General features: G+C 71.0%; 14 protein-coding genes and 1 pseudogene. 4 read left to right on the top strand and 11 right to left on the bottom strand.

Annotated features, from left to right (window positions below; translation table 11 throughout):
* Positions 1–199: 199 nt before the first annotated feature.
* The 4 genes from ACFYW8_RS33240 to ureA are packed head-to-tail and all read right to left on the bottom strand — an operon-like array spanning position 200 to position 4303.
* Positions 200–790: a TetR/AcrR family transcriptional regulator gene (locus ACFYW8_RS33240; RefSeq protein WP_389086188.1), complete on the bottom strand. Its 591-nt coding sequence runs from the start codon at positions 788–790 to the stop codon at positions 200–202.
* 15 nt (positions 791–805) lie between these two features.
* Positions 806–1843 carry an agmatine/peptidylarginine deiminase gene (locus ACFYW8_RS33235; RefSeq protein ID WP_389086185.1) on the bottom strand — a complete coding sequence of 346 codons (1038 nt, stop codon included), beginning with the start codon at positions 1841–1843 and terminating at the stop codon, positions 806–808.
* 25 nt (positions 1844–1868) lie between these two features.
* Positions 1869–3545: an urease subunit alpha gene (locus ACFYW8_RS33230; protein ID WP_389086181.1), complete on the bottom strand. Its 1677-nt coding sequence runs from the start codon at positions 3543–3545 to the stop codon at positions 1869–1871.
* Positions 3542–4303 (bottom strand): urease subunit gamma, encoded by a 762-nt coding sequence (gene ureA, locus ACFYW8_RS33225; protein ID WP_389086175.1) that lies wholly within the window; start codon positions 4301–4303, stop codon positions 3542–3544. Before ureA ends, ACFYW8_RS33230 begins: the two co-directional genes overlap by 4 nt.
* Before the next feature lie 164 nt (positions 4304–4467).
* On the opposite strand from ureA, the pseudogene ACFYW8_RS33220 reads away from it, so the two are divergent.
* Positions 4468–5148: pseudogene (locus ACFYW8_RS33220) on the top strand (cytosine permease); the annotation flags it as partial.
* A gap of 338 nt (positions 5149–5486) precedes the next feature.
* Here ACFYW8_RS33220 and ACFYW8_RS33215 read toward each other — a convergent pair.
* Both ACFYW8_RS33215 and ACFYW8_RS33210 read right to left on the bottom strand, forming a co-directional pair.
* Positions 5487–6575 (bottom strand): branched-chain amino acid aminotransferase, encoded by a 1089-nt coding sequence (locus tag ACFYW8_RS33215; protein ID WP_365876384.1) that lies wholly within the window; start codon positions 6573–6575, stop codon positions 5487–5489.
* A gap of 276 nt (positions 6576–6851) precedes the next feature.
* Positions 6852–7895: a 3-isopropylmalate dehydrogenase gene (locus ACFYW8_RS33210; RefSeq protein ID WP_365876382.1), complete on the bottom strand. Its 1044-nt coding sequence runs from the start codon at positions 7893–7895 to the stop codon at positions 6852–6854.
* A gap of 142 nt (positions 7896–8037) precedes the next feature.
* Between ACFYW8_RS33210 and ACFYW8_RS33205 the strand changes: the two genes are divergently transcribed.
* Positions 8038–9639, top strand: coding sequence for a purple acid phosphatase family protein (locus ACFYW8_RS33205; protein WP_389086164.1), 1602 nt, complete (start codon positions 8038–8040; stop codon positions 9637–9639).
* A gap of 101 nt (positions 9640–9740) precedes the next feature.
* Here ACFYW8_RS33205 and ACFYW8_RS33200 read toward each other — a convergent pair whose 3' ends face one another.
* Complete coding sequence (locus ACFYW8_RS33200; protein WP_103550476.1) at positions 9741–9872, bottom strand: hypothetical protein; 132 nt, start codon at positions 9870–9872, stop codon at positions 9741–9743.
* A gap of 202 nt (positions 9873–10074) precedes the next feature.
* Positions 10075–11508, bottom strand: a complete 1434-nt coding sequence (locus ACFYW8_RS33195) for an MFS transporter (protein ID WP_389086156.1) — start codon at positions 11506–11508, stop codon at positions 10075–10077.
* 67 nt (positions 11509–11575) lie between these two features.
* Here ACFYW8_RS33195 and ACFYW8_RS33190 point away from each other — a divergent pair, with 67 nt between their 5' ends.
* Complete coding sequence (locus ACFYW8_RS33190; protein WP_389086151.1) at positions 11576–12535, top strand: LysR family transcriptional regulator; 960 nt, start codon at positions 11576–11578, stop codon at positions 12533–12535.
* Positions 12536–12625: 90 nt separating this feature from the next.
* Here ACFYW8_RS33190 and ACFYW8_RS33185 read toward each other — a convergent pair whose 3' ends face one another.
* Entirely contained in the window at positions 12626–13171 is a 546-nt protein-coding gene (locus ACFYW8_RS33185; RefSeq protein ID WP_365876375.1) for a GNAT family N-acetyltransferase, read from the bottom strand.
* Between the two features lie 175 nt (positions 13172–13346).
* On the opposite strand from ACFYW8_RS33185, the gene ACFYW8_RS33180 reads away from it, so the two are divergent.
* Positions 13347–14216, top strand: a complete 870-nt coding sequence (locus ACFYW8_RS33180) for an alpha/beta fold hydrolase (protein ID WP_389086143.1) — start codon at positions 13347–13349, stop codon at positions 14214–14216.
* Positions 14217–14355: 139 nt separating this feature from the next.
* Here the strand turns inward: ACFYW8_RS33180 and pruA are convergent, their stop codons facing one another.
* Together pruA and ACFYW8_RS33170 are read right to left on the bottom strand one after the other, a co-directional pair.
* Positions 14356–15987 carry an L-glutamate gamma-semialdehyde dehydrogenase gene (gene pruA, locus ACFYW8_RS33175; RefSeq protein ID WP_389086139.1) on the bottom strand — a complete coding sequence of 544 codons (1632 nt, stop codon included), beginning with the start codon at positions 15985–15987 and terminating at the stop codon, positions 14356–14358.
* A 39-nt stretch (positions 15988–16026) separates the two neighbouring features.
* Positions 16027–16953 carry a proline dehydrogenase family protein gene (locus ACFYW8_RS33170; protein WP_389086135.1) on the bottom strand — a complete coding sequence of 309 codons (927 nt, stop codon included), beginning with the start codon at positions 16951–16953 and terminating at the stop codon, positions 16027–16029.
* Positions 16954–17097: the final 144 nt, after the last annotated feature.

Raw genomic sequence — 17097 nt, 5'->3', positions numbered from 1 at the left:
CACATACCGCCCGCGTGCTCACAGGGTGTCTCAGGATGCGAGCACTGGGCTACGTGACCGGCGCGGACGGCGGTGACGTCCGCGCTCCGGCAGCGCGTACACGACGGCGGCGCGTACACGACGGCGGCGCGACAGCACCGAGCGGGGCATCGGCGATGAAGGCGGCCCTGGCGTCCTGTCGGCCGTCCGTGAACGCCGTTCAGCCCAGTGACTCGTCGAGGAACTCCCGTACGTGGGACAGGACCTGGTCACGGCCGGTGCCGCGCAGACCGATCGCCACATGGATGGAGAAGCCGTCGAGCAGGGCGCGCAGCCGGGCGCCGAAGCGGTCCGGGTCGACGGCGCGGAACTCGCCGCGCGAGACACCCTCGGCGAGCAGCGCGACGAGGTCCCGGTGCCAGGCGCCCTCGATGGCGACCTGGCGTTCGCGGGCGTCGTCGTCGGCGTTCTGGGAGTGGTTCCAGACCTCCAGCCAGAGCGTCCAGTGCGGGTCCCGGTGGCCGTCGGGGACGTACAGGTCGACGTAGGCGTCCAGGCGCTCGCGGGCCGTTCCGCGCGCGGCGAGCAGCCGGCCGCGCTCGGCGCCGAGGCGGCCCTCGCTCCACTCCAGGGTGCGCAGCAGCAGCTCGTCCTTGGAGCGGAAGTAGTAGAGGAGGTGGCCGCTGCTCATGCCGACCTCACGGCCGAGCGCCGCCATGGTGAGCTTCTCCAGACCGCGCTCGGCGATCATCTCCATGGCGACGGCGAGGACCTCCTCGCGCGGTGGCGCGTTCTTCCGCGCACCGGCCATCCGTGACTCCCGTTTTCAGGCCTTCGGCTGCTGCTGGGTGATGCAGTGAATGCCACCGCCACCCGCGAAGATCGTACGTGCGTCCACCAGCGTCACGGTCCGTTCGGGGAAGAGACGGCGGAAGATACCGGCCGCCGTCTCGTCGCGCGGGTCGTCGAAGCCGCACAGGACGACACCGTCGTTGCACAGGTAGTGGTTGATGTAGGAGTAGTCGGCCCAGTGGCCGTCGGCCTCCAGGACCGTCGGGGCCGGGACCTCGACGACCTCGATGCGGCGTCCGCGCGCGTCGGTCTGCTCCTTGAGCAGCCCGATGACCTCCCGGCTCACCTCGTGGTCGGGGTGCGCCGGGTCCTGCTGGGAGTGCGCGACGATCACGCCGGGCCGGGCGAAGGCGGCGACGATGTCGACGTGGCCGAGCGTGCCGAATCCGTACGGGGGGTAGTCACCGGTCAGGCCGCGCGGCAGCCAGATCGCCTTGCGGGTGCCGAGCTGGGCGTGGATCTCCGCCTCGACCTGCTCGCGGGTCCAGCCGGGGTTGCGCTCGGGGCCGAGCTGCACGGTCTCGGTGAGCAGCACGGTGCCCTCGCCGTCGACATGGATCGCGCCGCCCTCGTTGACCAGCCGCGAGGCGTACGTCTTGGCCCCCGCCAGGTCCGCGACCTCGGCGCCGATCTTGGAGTCGTGCTCCCAGCGGGCCCAGCTCTGGGCGCCCCAGCCGTTGAACGTCCAGTCCACGGCGGCGAGTCCGCCCTGGCCGTCGGTGAGGAAGGTGGGGCCGATGTCGCGCATCCAGGCGTCGTCGAGTTCCCGCTCGACGGTGTCGACGCCGGGACCGAGGAGTTCGGCGGCCTGTGCGGACTGGCCGGGACCGCAGACCACGGTGACCGGTTCGAAGCGGCGGACCGCGCGGGCGACCGCCGCCCAGGCGGCGCGCGACCCGGCGAGGTCCTCCGGGTTGTCGAAGGTGGGGTTGGGGCCCGGCCACGCCATCCAGGTGCGCTCGTGCGGGGTCCACTCGGCGGGCATACGGAAGCCGTCGGCGGCAGCAGACATGGGTGATCCTTACGGGCCGTGTCGATTACAGGAAGTACAGGCGGTTGAGGGAGACCGAGTCGGCGGGCTCGGAGCGCAGCGGGTCGCCGTCGAGGGTGACAAGGCCGGTGCGCTGGTCCACGTCGACCGCTCCGGTACGGGAGTTGAGGCGCAGGTCGGCGGGACCGATGCCGCGGGTGCCGCGAACCGCCACACGGCGACGGCGGGTCGGCATGAGGTCGTTGCCCTGGTCGAGCGCCGCCTGGGCGACGAAGGCGACCGAGATCTCGGCGGGGGTAGCGCCGTGCGCCCCGAACTGCGGTCCGAGGACCAGGGGTTCACAGGTGTCGGTGGCGGCGTTGGGATCGCCGACGACTCCGTAGGCGGGGAAGCCGGACTTCAGCACGAGCTGCGGCTTGGCGCCGAAGTACTCGGGGCGCCACAGCACGATGTCGGCGAGCTTGCCCACCTCGATGGAGCCGACCTCGTGGGCGAGGCCGTGCGCGATGGCCGGGTTGATGGTCAGCTTGGCCATGTAGCGCAGGACGCGTTCGTTGTCGTGGTCCTCGGGCGCGCCGAACTGGGCCTTCATCTTCCCGGCCATGGCGAAGGTACGGCGCACGGTCTCGCCCGCTCGTCCCATGCCCTGTGCGTCGGAGGAGGTGATCCCGATGGCGCCCAGGTCGTGCAGCACGTCCTCGGCGCCCATGGTCCCGGCGCGGATGCGGTCGCGGGCCATGGCGGCGTCGCCGGGCAGGTCGGTCTTCAGGTCGTGGACGGAGACGATCATGCCGTAGTGCTCGGCGACCGCGTCCCGGCCGAAGGGCAGGGTCGGGTTGGTGGAGGAGCCGATGACGTTCGGGACGCCCGCCATCTTCAGCACGTTCGGGACGTGACCGCCGCCGCAGCCCTCGATGTGGAAGGCGTGGATGGTGCGTCCGTCGAGCACCCTGAGGGTGTCCTCGACCGACAGGCACTCGTTCAGCCCGTCGCTGTGCAGGGCGACTTGGACGTCGTGTTCCTCGGCTACCCGCAGGGCCGTGTCCAGCGCCCGGGTATGGGCGCCCATGTCCTCGTGGACCTTGAAGCCGCTCGCCCCGCCCTCGGCGAGTGCCTCGATCAGCGGCGCGCCGTCGGAGGACGAACCCCGGCCCAGGAAGCCGATGTTGACCGGCCAGGCGTCGAACGCGCCGAAGGCGCGGCGCAGCGCCCAGGGCGAGTTGACGCCGACGCCCCAGACCGGCCCGAACTCCTGGCCGATGATCGTGGTGACGCCGGAGGCGAGCGAGGCCTCCATGATGCGCGGCGAGAGCAGGTGGACGTGCGTGTCGACGGCCCCGGCGGTGGCGATGAGCCCCTCGCCGGAGACGATGGACGTGCCGGTGCCGACCACGACGTCGACGCCGTCGAGGGTGTCGGGGTTGCCGGCCCGCCCGATCGAGCAGATCCGGCCCTCGCGGATGCCGATGGACACCTTGCGGACGCCCTGGACGGCGTCGATCACCACGACGTTGCTGATGACGACGTCGCAGGTGTCCCGGACGGCGGCGGCCTTGAGGTGCAGCCCGTCGCGGGCGGTCTTGCCGAATCCGGCGAGGAACTCGTCGCCGGGGAGCTGGGCGTCGGACTCGACGCGGATGGTCAGCCCGGAGTCGCCGAGCCTGACCCGGTCACCGGCGCGGGGGCCGTGGGTGGCGGCGTAGGCGTAGGGGTCGATGCTCATCGGCCGGCTCCTTCTGCTCCGGGGTGCGCGCCGGTTCCTTCTGCTCCGGGGTGCCCGGCGGCCCCTGCGGCCCCGGCGGCTCCCCCGACTCCTAGGTATCCGCAGGCGGCGGCCCTGCGCAGGGCCTCTTCCCTCGCTCCGGGCGCGTCCAGCGGGCCGTCGACCAGACCGGCGAAGCCGATCGCGATCCGTTCCCCGCCGATCGGCACGAAGCCGACCTCGGCGCTCTCGCCGGGGCCGAAGCGGACGGATGACCCCGCGGGCACGGCGAGCCGCATGCCGTAGACGGCCGCCCGGTCGAAGTCGAGCCGCGGGTTGGCCTCGAAGAAGTGGAAGTGGGAGGTGACGGAGACCGGCACGCTCGCGGTGTTGGTGACCGTCAGCCGCAGGACGGCCGGGGGCTCGGTGTGGGCGGGCGCGGGCAGCAGCGCGCCGGGGGCCAGGTCGCCGAGTCCGCCGCCGATGGGGTCGGAGACGACCGCGAGCCGGGAGCCGTCGTCGAAGACGGCCTCGACGTGCACCTCGGTGACGACGTCCGCGACGCCGGGCAGCACGTCCTCGGGGCCGAGGACGGACCGGGCCGCCTCGATGGCCTCGGCCAGCCGCCCGCCGTCGCGGGCGGTCTCGCAGACGGTGTCCGCGATCAGGGCGGTGGCCTCCGGCACGTTGAGCCGCAGTCCGCGCGCCCTGCGGGCACGGGCCAGCTCGGCGGCCGAGAACAGCAGCAGTCGGTCACGTTCCGTGGGGGTCAGTCTCACGCCACGACACCTCCTCACCTTCCTCCAGTTAGAGCGTTACTCTAAACCTCGGATTCATGGAAGGGAAACATTTGCGGACCAGCATCGGAGACGCCACATTGAACGTCAATCTAACTCTTGGTGCTTTCCGCACCTCGCCAGGCGGCCGTCAAAGGAGACCAGCCATGCCGATCGAACAGCGCGGAGTCGACACGATCCCGGACGAGGAACGCACCAGCGGACCCCGCGACCTCGTGTCGATCCCGCTCGGTTCCAACCTCTGCCTCGGGGTGATCATCTTCGGCTGACTGCCACCCTCGTTCGGGCTCGACCGGTGGTCCTCCGTGAGCTCGATCGTGGCAGGCACGGTCGTCGGAACGGCGCTCACCGCGCCGCTGGCCCTGGTCTCGCTGCGGACCGGCACGAACCTCTCCGCCTCCTCCGGCGCGCAGTTCAGCGTCTGTTCGTCGGCCTCCCCCGAGCTCCCGGATTCGCTCGAACAGGGAGGTGCCCCCATCGCCTGGAACGCCCAGTCCGCGATGACGTCCTTCGTCCTGCCGCTGACCGCGATCGGCACCCCGTGGGCGGTCATCACGCTGATCGACTTCGTCCGCTGCCGCGGCGTCTACGACCCCGACGCCCTCCAGGTCTTCAACCGCCGCTCCCGCGGCGGCGTCTACTGGTACCGGGCCGGCTGGAACATCCCGGCCACGGCGTCCTGGGCCCTGGGCGCCTTCGTCGGCCTGCTGGCCGTGTCCCTGCCGTCGCACGAGGGTCCGCCGCTGTCCCTGACGGGCGGGGTGGACTGCAGCTTCGTCCTGTCCGGCCTGGTCGGCGGCATCGTCCACCTGGCACTCACACCGAAGCAGGAGTCACACCGCGTCGACTCCGGGCAGGAACCGGCTCGCGCCGAAAGCAGGCTCCAGTTCGCCGAACCAGGCGGCGCGCCCTTCGTACGCGGCGAGGAACGGCCGCCCCACCAGGTCCGGATCACGGGCCTGGATGAGGTGGAGCGCGAAGAACTTCTCACCGGCCGCCTCCGCCGTCCCGTCCGCGCGGACCCTGCCCGCCGTCGCCGACATGACCGGTCGGTACGCGTCGAACGAACAGCCGGTCCCCGTAACCCTGCTGGGCGACGGGGACCGGCGGAAGACGCGGGGCGGAGAGGCGCGGAGGGACGGGCGGAGCGCGACGGCCCGGCGGGCTAGCCCAGCGGGTGCATCCAGCCGTGCCTGTCCTCCGTGATGCCGCGCTGGATGTCGAGCAGGGCCTCGCGGAGGCGGAGGGTGACCTTGCCGGGCTCGCCGCCGGACTGGTGCCACTCGGTGCCGGCGCGCTTGACGTTGCCCACGGGGGTGATGACGGCGGCGGTGCCGCAGGCGAAGACCTCGGTGAGGGTGCCGTTCTCGGCGTCGGTCTGCCACTGGTCGATGGAGACGCGGCCCTCCTCGGCGGTGTAGCCGAGGTCGCGGGCGACGGTCAGCAGGGAGTCACGGGTGACGCCCTCCAGGATGGAGCCGGTGAGGGACGGGGTGACGATCCTGTCGCCGTACACGAAGTACAGGTTCATGCCGCCGAGTTCCTCGATCCACTTGTGCTCGACCGCGTCGAGGTAGCAGACCTGGTCGCAGCCCTTGGCGGCGGCCTCCTTCTGGGCGAGGAGCGAGGCGGCGTAGTTGCCGCCCGTCTTGGCGTCGCCCATGCCGCCGGGAACGGCGCGGACGCGGTCCTCGGAGAGCCAGATCGACACCGGCTTCACACCGCCCGCGAAGTAGGCGCCGGCGGGCGAGGCGATGACGAGGAAGAGGTACTCGTTGGCGGGCTTCACACCGAGGCCGACCTCGGTCGCGATCATGAAGGGCCGCAGGTAGAGGGATTCCTCGCCACCGTGCGCGGGAACCCAGTCCCGGTCCTGGCGGACCAGCGCGTCACAGGCCTCGATGAAGGTCTCCACGGGCAGCTCGGGCATACCGAGCCGACGGGCGGAGGCCTGGAAGCGCTTGGCGTTCTTGTCGGGGCGGAAGGTGGCGACGGAGCCGTCGGGCCGGCGGTAGGCCTTGAGGCCCTCGAAGATCTCCTGCGCGTAGTGCAGGGTCATGTTCGCCGGGTCGAGGGAGAGCGGTCCGTACGGAACGAGCTGGCCGTCGTGCCAGCCGCGGCCCTCGGTCCACTTGATGGTCACCATGTGATCGGTGAAGTGGCGGCCGAACCCGGGGTTGACCAGGATCGCCTCGCGCTCGGCGGCGGAGAGCGGACTGGCGGAGGGCTTGAGCTCGATCGTGGGCTGCGTCATGAGTGGTTTTGTCCTTCACCGGTTGTGTGTGACGGGCCGCGCTCACGTCCGCACTGCCAGTGGCCAGTGATAGGACGTCCGAGCATTCCCTCATTCCGCGGCTCCGCCTTGATTATCGCGCGCGGAGGTCCGTGGACGAAACGGCGTGAATACGGCCCGGGGGATGACCCAGAGATGACCCAGGAGATGATGGTGGCACCCGGCGAGGGCACAGCAAAAGCCGCCGGGTGCGGATGCGACCCGGCGGCTGCTACGGAACGTAGGCGGAGAGCCGGGTCAGCCGGCTACTCGCAGGGCGAGCGCGTCGCCGATTTCCTCGGTGCTGCGGGCGGGCTTGCCGACCCGCTCGGCGAGATCGACGGAGACGGCGTCCTCGATGCGGGCGGCCTCGGCCTCGTAGCCGAGGTGGCGCAGCAGCAGGGCGACGGACAGCACGGTGGCACTGGGGTCGGCCTTGCCCTGGCCCGCGATGTCGGGCGCCGAGCCGTGCACGGGCTCGAACATCGAGGGGAACTCGCCGCTCGGGTTGATGTTGCCGGAGGCGGCGACGCCGATACCGCCGGAGACGGCCGCGGCGAGGTCGGTGATGATGTCGCCGAAGAGGTTGTCGGTGACGATCACGTCGAAGCGCTCGGGCTGCGTGACGAGGAAGATCGTCGCCGCGTCCACGTGGATGTAGTCCGTGGTGACCTCGGGGAACTCCTCGGCCACCTTGTTGAAGACATTGGTCCAGAGGTGGCCCGCGAAGGTCAGCACGTTGTTCTTGTGGACCAGCGTCAGCTTCTTGCGCGGTCGGGCCTGCGCACGGGCGAACGCGTCACGGACGACCCGCTCGACACCGAACGCCGTGTTGACGGAGACCTCGGTGGCGATCTCGTGCGGCGTGCCCTTGCGGATGGTGCCGCCGTTGCCGGTGTACGGGCCCTCGGTGCCCTCACGGACCACGACGAAGTCGATCTCGGGCTGGCCGGCCAGCGGGGTCTCGACCCCCGGCAGGAGCTTCGAGGGACGCAGGTTCACGTGGTGGTCGAAGGCGAAGCGGAGCTTGAGCAGGAAACCGCGCTCCAGAACGCCCGACGGGACCGAGGGGTCACCGATCGCGCCCAGCAGGATGGCGTCGTGCCCCTTCAGGGCGTCGAGGTCGGCGTCGGTGAGGGTCTCACCGGTGGCGTGATAGCGCCGGGCGCCGAAGTCGAACTCCTTGGTCTCCAGCTTCACGTCCTGCGGAAGGACGGCGGAGAGGACTTTGAGCCCCTGGGCCACGACTTCCTGGCCGATGCCGTCACCGGGGATCACTGCGAGATCGATGCTGCGAGACATGACGGCACCGTACTCCTTGTCCCATGGGATGACACGCAATGTCCGCCATACGGACAAGCTGATGTCGGAACACGTCTACCCTTCGACTGGTGTTCACCCGTACGCATGAACGCCGTTGGCGCGCGATGGGAACTTTCCAGACATGACCGCTCCCTCCACGGGGACTTCCCCCGAGCTGCCCGTCCCCGATGTCGGCATCCCCCACGAGCTCGCACGCGAACTGAGCATGCCGGAGCAGTACGAGTACCTGCGGACACGGCTCACACGGCGTCGGGCACTCGTCGCGGCGAGCGCCTTCGCGGGCGGCGGTCTGCTGGCCGGCTGCGCCCAGGGCGCCGAGGCCCCCGCGCGGGTGACGTCCGGCTCCTCGCCGAACCCGGCCACCAGCCGGATCCCCGGCGCCGCCGTCACACCGTTCGGCCGCCACCTCGCCTTCGGCGCGGACCCGAAGACCCAGATGCGGATCTCCTGGCAGGTGCCGTTCGCGGTCAGGAAGCCCTACATCCGGGTGGGCCCGACACCCTGGGCCCTGAGCCACAGGATCGAGGCCGAGGTCCGCCATCTGCACACACCGGGCCTCACCGGGCAGCGGGCGGCCCTGGACCAGTACTACCTGCACGCGGCGCTCGACGGGCTGCGCCCGGGGACGGCGTACTACTACGGGGTCGGCCACGAGGGCTTCGACCCGGCGAGCAAGGAGCGGCACGCCACGATCGGCCACTTCCGCACGGCGCCGGCGCACCCGGGGAAGTTCGTGTTCACCGCCTTCGGGGACCAGGGCGTCACCCCCGACGCGCTCGCCAACGACAAGGTGCTCCTCGGCCGCGGGCCGGCCTTCCATCTGCACGCGGGCGACATCTGCTACGCGGACGGGATCGGGCTCGGCCAGGAGTCGGACGTCTACGACCCGGCCGCCTGGGACCTGTTCCTCAGGCAGACCGAGACGGTGGCGAAGACGGTGCCGTGGATGGTGACGACCGGCAACCACGACATGGAGGCCTGGTACTCGCCGAACGGCTACGGCGGCCAGTCGGCGCGCTGGACGCTGCCCGGCAACGGCTTCGACCCCCGCAACGCACCGGGCGCCTACTCGTTCGTCTACGGCAACGTCGGCATCGTCGCGCTGGACGCCAACGACGTGTCGTACGAGATCCCGGCCAACAAGGGCTACTCGGAGGGCAGGCAGACGGCCTGGCTCGACAAGCGGCTCGGGGAGCTGCGCCGTCAGGCCGATTTCGTCGTCGTCTTCTTCCACCACTGCGCCTACTCGACGTCGACGCACGCCTCGGACGGCGGGGTGCGCGACGCCTGGGTGCCGCTGTTCGCCAAGCACCAGGTGGATCTGGTGATCAACGGACACAACCACGTGTACGAGCGCACCGACGCCGTCAAGGGCGGCAAGGTGGGCAAGCAGGTGCCGGTGGGTGCCTCGACGGATCCGACCCGGGACGGGATCGTCTACGTCACGGCGGGCGGGGCCGGCAAGAGCCTCTACCGCTTCCCCATCGGGGTGAAGGACAGCTACGAGGGCAAGGTCACGCGCCGTGAGTCCGTGGAGACCTTCCACTGGACGAAGTCGAAGCAGCAGAAGGCGGACACGGTGGAGTGGTCGCGGGTGCGGTACACCGGCTTCTCCTTCCTCTCGGTCGAGGCGGAGGCCGGTTCCTCACCCCGGCTCAAGGTGTCGGCACTGGCCCAGAGCGGCGAGCGCATCGACCACTTCGAGGTGCGGCGCGGAACCTGAGTTCAAGGTGCGGCCCGGAGCCGGGTCCGAGGTGCGGCGCGGGGCATGGCCCAGCGCCGCACCCCTGCGGGCGCGGCTCCCGGTCGAGAGGGCGGCGGGCCTCAGTGGCCCGTCGCTCCGCCGTTGTCCCTGCGGTCGAGGGCGCGCTGGAGCGCGGCGGCGGCGTTCTTGCGGTCGGACTCGCTGCTCGTGCGAGAGAGGTGACGGACTCGGCGGACGGTCGTCTCGGCCATGATGAATCGACTCCTTGCCTCCGGCGGGCCACGCGGGCGGCCGGAAGTGCGGTGAGGGATTTACGAGACGCCGGAAGGGGCGGGGAGCGGTGCCGCAGGGGTTGCCTGCCAGGGGCTCCGGCTCACGACCGCCATTCGCTTGGTCGAGCGACACGTTCGGCTCCTACAAAGCTAGGCGAGGACCGGGCATCTGTCTCCACAATTACTCGGACTTCCTACTATCTGAGACGGCGGATTGCGTCACACCGCTTCGACCTGGGACAACGGTCCGCACGGCGTCACCCGCCGCGGGGTGCAGCCGCAGGGCTCCCACCGTCGGCAGCAGGCACAGCGCACCCAGCACGACGAACGCGACGGCGTACGCCGGTCGCACTCCGTCCGTCAGTGCCGCACCCCCGCGCAGCGCGACCGTGGCGATCGCGATCCCGAGCCCCGCGGCCAGTTGGTGCGAGGTCGCGAAGAGCGCGTTCGCGTCGCGCAGCCGTTCCTCACGCGTCTCGCTGAACGCGATCGTCGCGTAGCCGCTGAGTCCGACCGAACGGGCGACACCGCCGACGGCCACGACGATCCCGATCACCGCGACCGGCGTCGTCGCCGTGAACAGCGCGCAGCCCGCGGTGGTGACCGCGAGCCCCAGGGTGGAGACGACCAGCAGCGGACGGAATCCGAACCTGTTGATCAGATACGTCGTCGCCGGCTTGATGCCGATGTTGCCCACGAAGACGAACAGCACCACGGCGCCCGACTTCACGGCACTCCACTCGAAGACCTCCTGGAACAGCAGGGGCAGCAGGAAGGGGAGGGCGGAGACGACCGCCATGTAGAGGGAGCCGTCGAGCGCCGCGGCCCGGAAGGACGGGACGTCCAGGGTGCGCAGGTTGACGAGCGGATGCGCGGCACGCAGCAGATGCCGTACGGCCGCCGCCAGGGCCACGACCGCGACGGCACCGGTCACAGCCGTCTCCGCCCAGCCGCTCCGGTCCCCGGACACCAGATGCGCCGTCCAGGTCAGCGCCGCGAGACCGACGCAGGTGAGCAGCATGCCGGGCACGTCGAGCGGCGGCGCCCCGCCCGGCGTGCCCGGCGCGATGAGCCGACGGGCGACGAACAGGGCGAGCACCCCGAGCGGCACGTTCAGCAGGAAGATCCAGTGCCAGGAGGCGTACGTGGTGATCACTCCGCCGAGCAGCGGCGCGACGACCGGGGCGGCCAGGCCCGGCCACACGATGTAAGCGACCGCGCGCGGAAGGTCCCGCTTGGCGATCCCGGCGACCACGACGAGCCGGCCGACCGGCACCATCATCGCGCCGCCCGCGCCCTGGAGGACCCGGGTCACGACGAGGACGCCGAGGCCGGGCGCCAGGGCGCAGGCCACCGAGGCGAGGGTGAAGACCGTGATCGCGGCGAGGAGGACGCGGCGCGGACCGAAGCGGGCGGTGAGCCAGCCGGAGAGGGGGACGAGGACGGCGAGGGTGACGAGGTAGGCCGTGACGACCAGGCCGACCGATGCGGGTGTGGTGTGCAGGTCGGCGGCTATCTGCGGGGCGGCGGTCGACACGATCGTGCCGTCCAGCATCTCCATGAAGAAGCAGCCCGCGACCAGGAGCGCGGTGCCGCGCTGACGCGAATCCATCATGGGTCCAGGTTCGGGGCGGATCATTGCTGCACACAAGGTCCGATTACTTCACGTAGCATTGCGTCCCATGCAGCATTCGCGGTCGCGGGACGGGGCGGCCCCCCTCCCGGACATGAACCTGCTCCCCGCTCTCGACGCCCTTCTGCGCGCGGGCGGCGTCGCGGGGGCGGCGGCCGAACTGAACGTGTCCCCCTCGGCGATGAGCCGCACCCTGGGCCGGCTGCGCCGGGTCGTCGGTGACCCGCTCCTCGTCCCCTCGGGCCGGGGCCTGACCCTCACGCCCCGCGCGCGGGAGATGCAGCCCGGCGTGCAGGCGGCGCTCGCGGCCGCCGTGGCCGCCCTCCACCCGCCCCGCGACATCGACCTCGCGACCCTGCGGAGGGAGTTCAGGATCCGCACGAACGACGGGGTCGCGATGTCCCTGGGCGCCCCGCTGCTGGAGCTGACGGCGCGGGAGGCACCCGGCGTGCGACTGCGGCTGCTGCCGGAGGGCGACGAGGACCCGGCGGACCTGCGCACCCATGTCGACCTGGACGTCGGCGAGTTGCCGGAGGAACTGCCGCACGACGTGCGCAGCGCGGTCCTGCGGATTCACCGGTATGTGGCCGTCGCACGCGCCGACGCCCCCTTCGCGCAAGGCCCGTTGACCCCCGCCCGCTTCGCCGCACTGCCCCACATCACGGTCACCCGGCGCGGCCGCACGCACAGCGTGGTGGACGAACGTCTCGCCGAACTCGGCCTGAGCCGCGACGTCCTGGCCACCGCCCCCACCTATGGCGCGGCCTGCTTCTTCGCCCTGCGCACCGACGCGCTGGCCCTGGTCCCCTCGGAGGTCGCCACCGAGGCGTCCCGGGTGCTGCCACTCGCGATCCTGGAGATCCCGCTGGACCTGCCGGAGGTGGCGTCGGCGCAGGCGTGGCACGTGCGGCTGGACACCGATCCCGCGCACCGGTGGCTCCGCGGGGCACTCACCCGCGTGGCCGGGGGGACCGGCCCCGCCGTGGACGCGGGCCCCGCGACCGGCTGACCGGTACAGGGCCGACCGACCGCGGCCGGCTGACCGGCACAAGCCCGACCGACCGGTACTCGGCCGGTACTCGGCCGGCACCCGCTCCGGTCAGAGCACGTCGCCGTCACGCCAGTCGAAGACCAGCCCGTAGGCCGGGTCGAGGGGGCCCACGGCCGCGCCGGGACGGACGAAGGTGGTCCCCTCCTCGTCGGGCAGGCGCCGGACGGCACCGTCCGGCGCCAGGACACAGACACGACCCGGCCAGAGCTGCCAGCCCCGGGCCGCGTACAGGGCGGCCCCCTCCTCGCTCGCGGAGAGCGCGCCGAGCCCGTAGGCGCCCTCGACGATCCGTTCCAGCTCGGCCATCACCCGTCCGCCGAGTCCCGTACGACGCACGTCCGCGCGTACGCCGACCGCCTCCACGTATCCGACCCGCAGCGAGCGGCCGCGGTGCAGAACCCGCCGCTGGACCACCGAGCCGTGCGCCGCGAGGCCCCGGCCGTCATGGACCAGGACATGCATGCCGCCGAGTCCGTGATCCCAGTCTTCGTCCCTGAAGTCCCCGTCGAAGGCATCCTCCAACAGGCTTCGGGCAGCGCGGAGTTCGGCGGGTTCGAGGTCCGCCGTGTGGGCGGTCCGCAGTCGGGTGGCCATCCGGCAAGTATTCACACGGGAGACAGGAATCCCACCCCCCTCACAGCACGTACCCGAAGGCGACAGCCACCCAACGACACCATCTAACCGCCAAAAGTGTCTTGACAGGTTAGGGAAGAGCACGGTGAACTGTCCTCACCACCAAAGATGTCTTCAGGGGTTAGGGGATCCGATCATGCGCAGCCACCCGGTCCACCACCGCACCACCACCGTCGGCGGACACCGCATCGCCTACCGCGAGGCGGGCCCCGCGGACGCTCCCGTCCTGCTCCTGCTGCACGGCTTCCCGACCAGCTCGCACATGTTCCGGGACCTGCTGCCGCTGCTCGCCGACCGCTACCACCTCATCGCCCCCGACCACCTCGGCTTCGGCCGCTCGGACGCCCCGGCGGCCGCCGACTTCCCGTACTCCTTCGACCGCCTGGCCGAGATCACCGGGGAGTTCACCGAGCGGCTCGGCCTCAAGGAGTACGCGCTCTACATCCAGGACTACGGCGCCCCGATCGGCCTGCGCCTGGCGCTCGCGCACCCCGAGCGGGTGACCGCGATCATCACGCAGAACGGCAACGCCTACGAGGAGGGGCTGGGCGCCGAGGCCTGGGCGCCGGTGCTGGCGCTGATCGCGGAGCGCACGCCCGAGACGGAGGCGCCGGTCCGGGCGATCAGCGGCCCGGACGGGATCCGGTGGCAGTACCTGACCGGCGTACCGGACCCGACGCTGGTCAGCCCCGACGCCTACGAGCACGACGCGGCCCTGATGGCCCGCCCCGGCCAGCCGGAGATCCAGCTCGACCTGATCTCCGACTACGGCTCCAACTTCGCGCTCTACCCGGCCTTCCAGGAGTACTTCCGCACCAGCCAGGTCCCACTGCTGGCGGTCTGGGGCGGTCACGACGAGATCTTCGTCCCGGAGGGCGCCCTCGCCTTCCGCCGCGACCTCCCGGACGCCGAGATCCATCTGCTCCCCACGGGGCACTTCGCCCTGGAGACGCACGCGGAGCAGGCCGCGGCGCTGATCGGGGACTTCCTCGGCCGGCACGTGTGAGGCGGCGGCGCGCGGTACGGCCCTGACGCACCGCGGAACTGGAACCGCCCCCGCTCCACGGACGGGGGGAGACCGTGAGGCGGGGGCGGAGTGGGTGACGGGCAGCCGGCCCGGGGGGGCCGGCGGCCTCGTGCGGCTGTCAGCCCATGTGCGGGTAGCCGTAGTCGGTCGGCGGGACCAGCGTCTCCTTGATGGCGCGGGTCAGCGTCCAGCGCATCAGGTTCTGCGGGGCGCCGGCCTTGTCGTTGGTGCCGGAGGCACGGCCGCCGCCGAAGGGCTGCTGGCCGACGACGGCGCCGGTCGACTTGTCGTTGATGTAGAAGTTGCCCGCCGCGTAGCGGAGCTTGTCCATCGTGTACGCGGCCGCCGCGCGGTCGCCGGAGATGACCGCGCCGGTGAGCGCGTAGTCGGACGCCGACTCCATCTGGGTCAGCATCTCGTCGTACTTGTCGTCCTCGTAGACGTGGACGGCGAGGAAGGGGCCGAAGTACTCGGTCGTGAAGACCTCGTTCTCCGGGTCCGAGCACTCGACGACGGTCGGGCGCACGAAGTAGCCGACGGAGTCGTCGTACGTGCCGCCCGCGACGATCGTGCAGGTCGGGTCGGCCTTCGCGCGGTCGATGGCCGCCTTGTTCTTGGCGAACGAGCGCTCGTCGATGACCGCGCCGATGAAGTTCGACAGGTCGGTGACGTCACCCATGGTCAGCCCGTCGACCTCGGCCGCGAACTCGTCCTTGAAACCGGAGTTCCAGATGGAGGCCGGGACGTAGGCGCGGGAGCTCGCCGAGCACTTCTGGCCCTGGTACTCGAAGGAACCGCGGGTCAGGGCGGTCTTGAGGATCGCGCGGTCGGCCGACGGATGGGCGACCACGAAGTCCTTGCCGCCGGTCTCGCCGACCAGACGCGGGTAGGAGCGGTACTTCTCGATGTTGTTGCCGACCGTCTTCCACAGGTACTGGAAGGTCTTGGTCGAGCCGGTGAAGTGGATGCCGGCGAGGTCGCGGTGCTCCAGGGCGACCTTGGAGACCTCGATGCCGTCACCGGTGACGAGGTTGATGACGCCCTTGGGCAGGCCCGCTTCCTCCAGGAGCCGCATCAGCAGCACGGCGGCGTGGGTCTGCGTCGGGGACGGCTTCCACACGACGACGTTGCCCATGAGCGCCGGAGCGGTGGGCAGGTTGCCGGCGATCGCCGTGAAGTTGAAGGGCGTGATCGCGTAGACGAAGCCCTCCAGCGGACGGTGGTCCATGCGGTTCCACACGCCCGGGGAGTTCGCCGGCGGCTGCTCGGCGAGGATCTGGCGGGCGTAGTGGACGTTGAAGCGCCAGAAGTCGACGAGCTCGCAGGGGGTGTCGATCTCGGCCTGCTGGGCGGTCTTCGACTGGCCGAGCATGGTGGAGGCGGCCAGCGTCTCGCGCCAGGGACCGGCGAGCAGCTCGGCGGCGCGCAGGATGATCGCGGCGCGGTCGTCGAAGGCCATCGCGCGCCAGGCCGGAGCGGCGGCGAGGGCCGCGTCGACGGCGTCCTGGGCGTCCTGCTGGGTGGCGTTGGCGTAGGTGCCGATGCGCGCCTTGTGGTTGTGCGGCTGCACGACGTCGAAACGGTCGCCGCCGCCCATGCGCCGCTCGCCGCCGATCGTCATCGGCAGGTCGATCGGGTTCTCGGCCAGCTCCTTGAGCCTGGCCTCCAGGCGGACGCGCTCGGGCGAGCCGGGGGCGTAGCCGTGCACCGGCTCGTTGACGGGGGTGGGGACCTGGGTCACAGCGTCCATTTTTTCCGTAACTCCTTGAGTCGAGCGGGTGGTTCGGTCTCAGCCCTTGGTCAGGATGGAACGAGCGAAGAAGAGCAGGTTGGCCGGCTTCTCCGCCAGGCGGCGCATGAAGTAGCCGTACCAGTCGGTGCCGTACGCGGTGTAGACGCGCATCCGGTGGCCCTCGGCGGCGAGCCGCACGTGCTCGTCGCTGCGGATGCCGTAGAGCATCTGGAACTCGTACTCGTCCAGTTTGCGCCCGGCGGTCCGAGCGAGCTCCTGGGCGATCGAGATGAGGCGCGGGTCGTGGGAACCGATCATCGGGTACCCCTCGCCCTCCATCAGGATCTTCAGGATGCGGACGTACGCCTTGTCGGTCTCGGCCTTCTGCTGGTACGCGACCTCGGCGGGCTCCTTGTAGGCGCCCTTCACCAGACGGACGCGGCTGCCGCTCCCGGCGAGGCGCCGGGCGTCGGCCTCGGTGCGGAACAGGTAGGCCTGGATCACACAGCCGGTCTGCGGGAAGTCCTTCCGCAGCTCCTCGTGGATCGCGAACATCGAGTCGAGGGTGGTGTGGTCCTCGGCGTCCAGCGTGACGGTGGTGCCGATGGCGGCGGCGGCCTCGACGACCGGGCGGACGTTGGCGAGGGCCAGCTCGTGGCCGCCCTCCAGCGCCTGCCCGAACATCGACAGCTTGACCGACATCTCGGCCTTGGTGCCGAGGCCGAGCTCCTTCAGGCGGCCGATCAGCTCCAGGTAGGCGTCACGGGCGGCGTACGACTGTTCGGGGGTCGTGATGTCCTCGCCGACGACGTCCATCGTGACTTCCAGGCCCTTGCCCGTGAGGTCCTCGATGATCGGGACGACCTGGTCGACGGTCTCACCGGGGATGAAGCGGTCGACGACCGGCTTGGTCACCGGGGCGGCCGAGATCAGGCGGCGCATCTTGTCGCTGCGCGAGGCGGCGAGAATCACGGGACCCAGCACGGGGCACCTCCACAACGAAGTCAGCAGGAGGCCGGATCCCGACGATTCGGGTACGGCACGGAGAACCACCGTGAAACCTAGGGATCTCTCCGATCGTGGGCCATCGACAGCTGTCACGCATCCCTGCCCCGGATCTCAGACATT

Origin of the sequence: Streptomyces sp. NPDC002742, from assembly GCF_042888885.1 — a bacterium.
GTDB lineage: Bacteria > Actinomycetota > Actinomycetes > Streptomycetales > Streptomycetaceae > Streptomyces.
The sequence above is the reverse complement of the archived record's forward strand: the minus strand, read 5'-3'. Positions and strand labels throughout refer to the sequence as shown.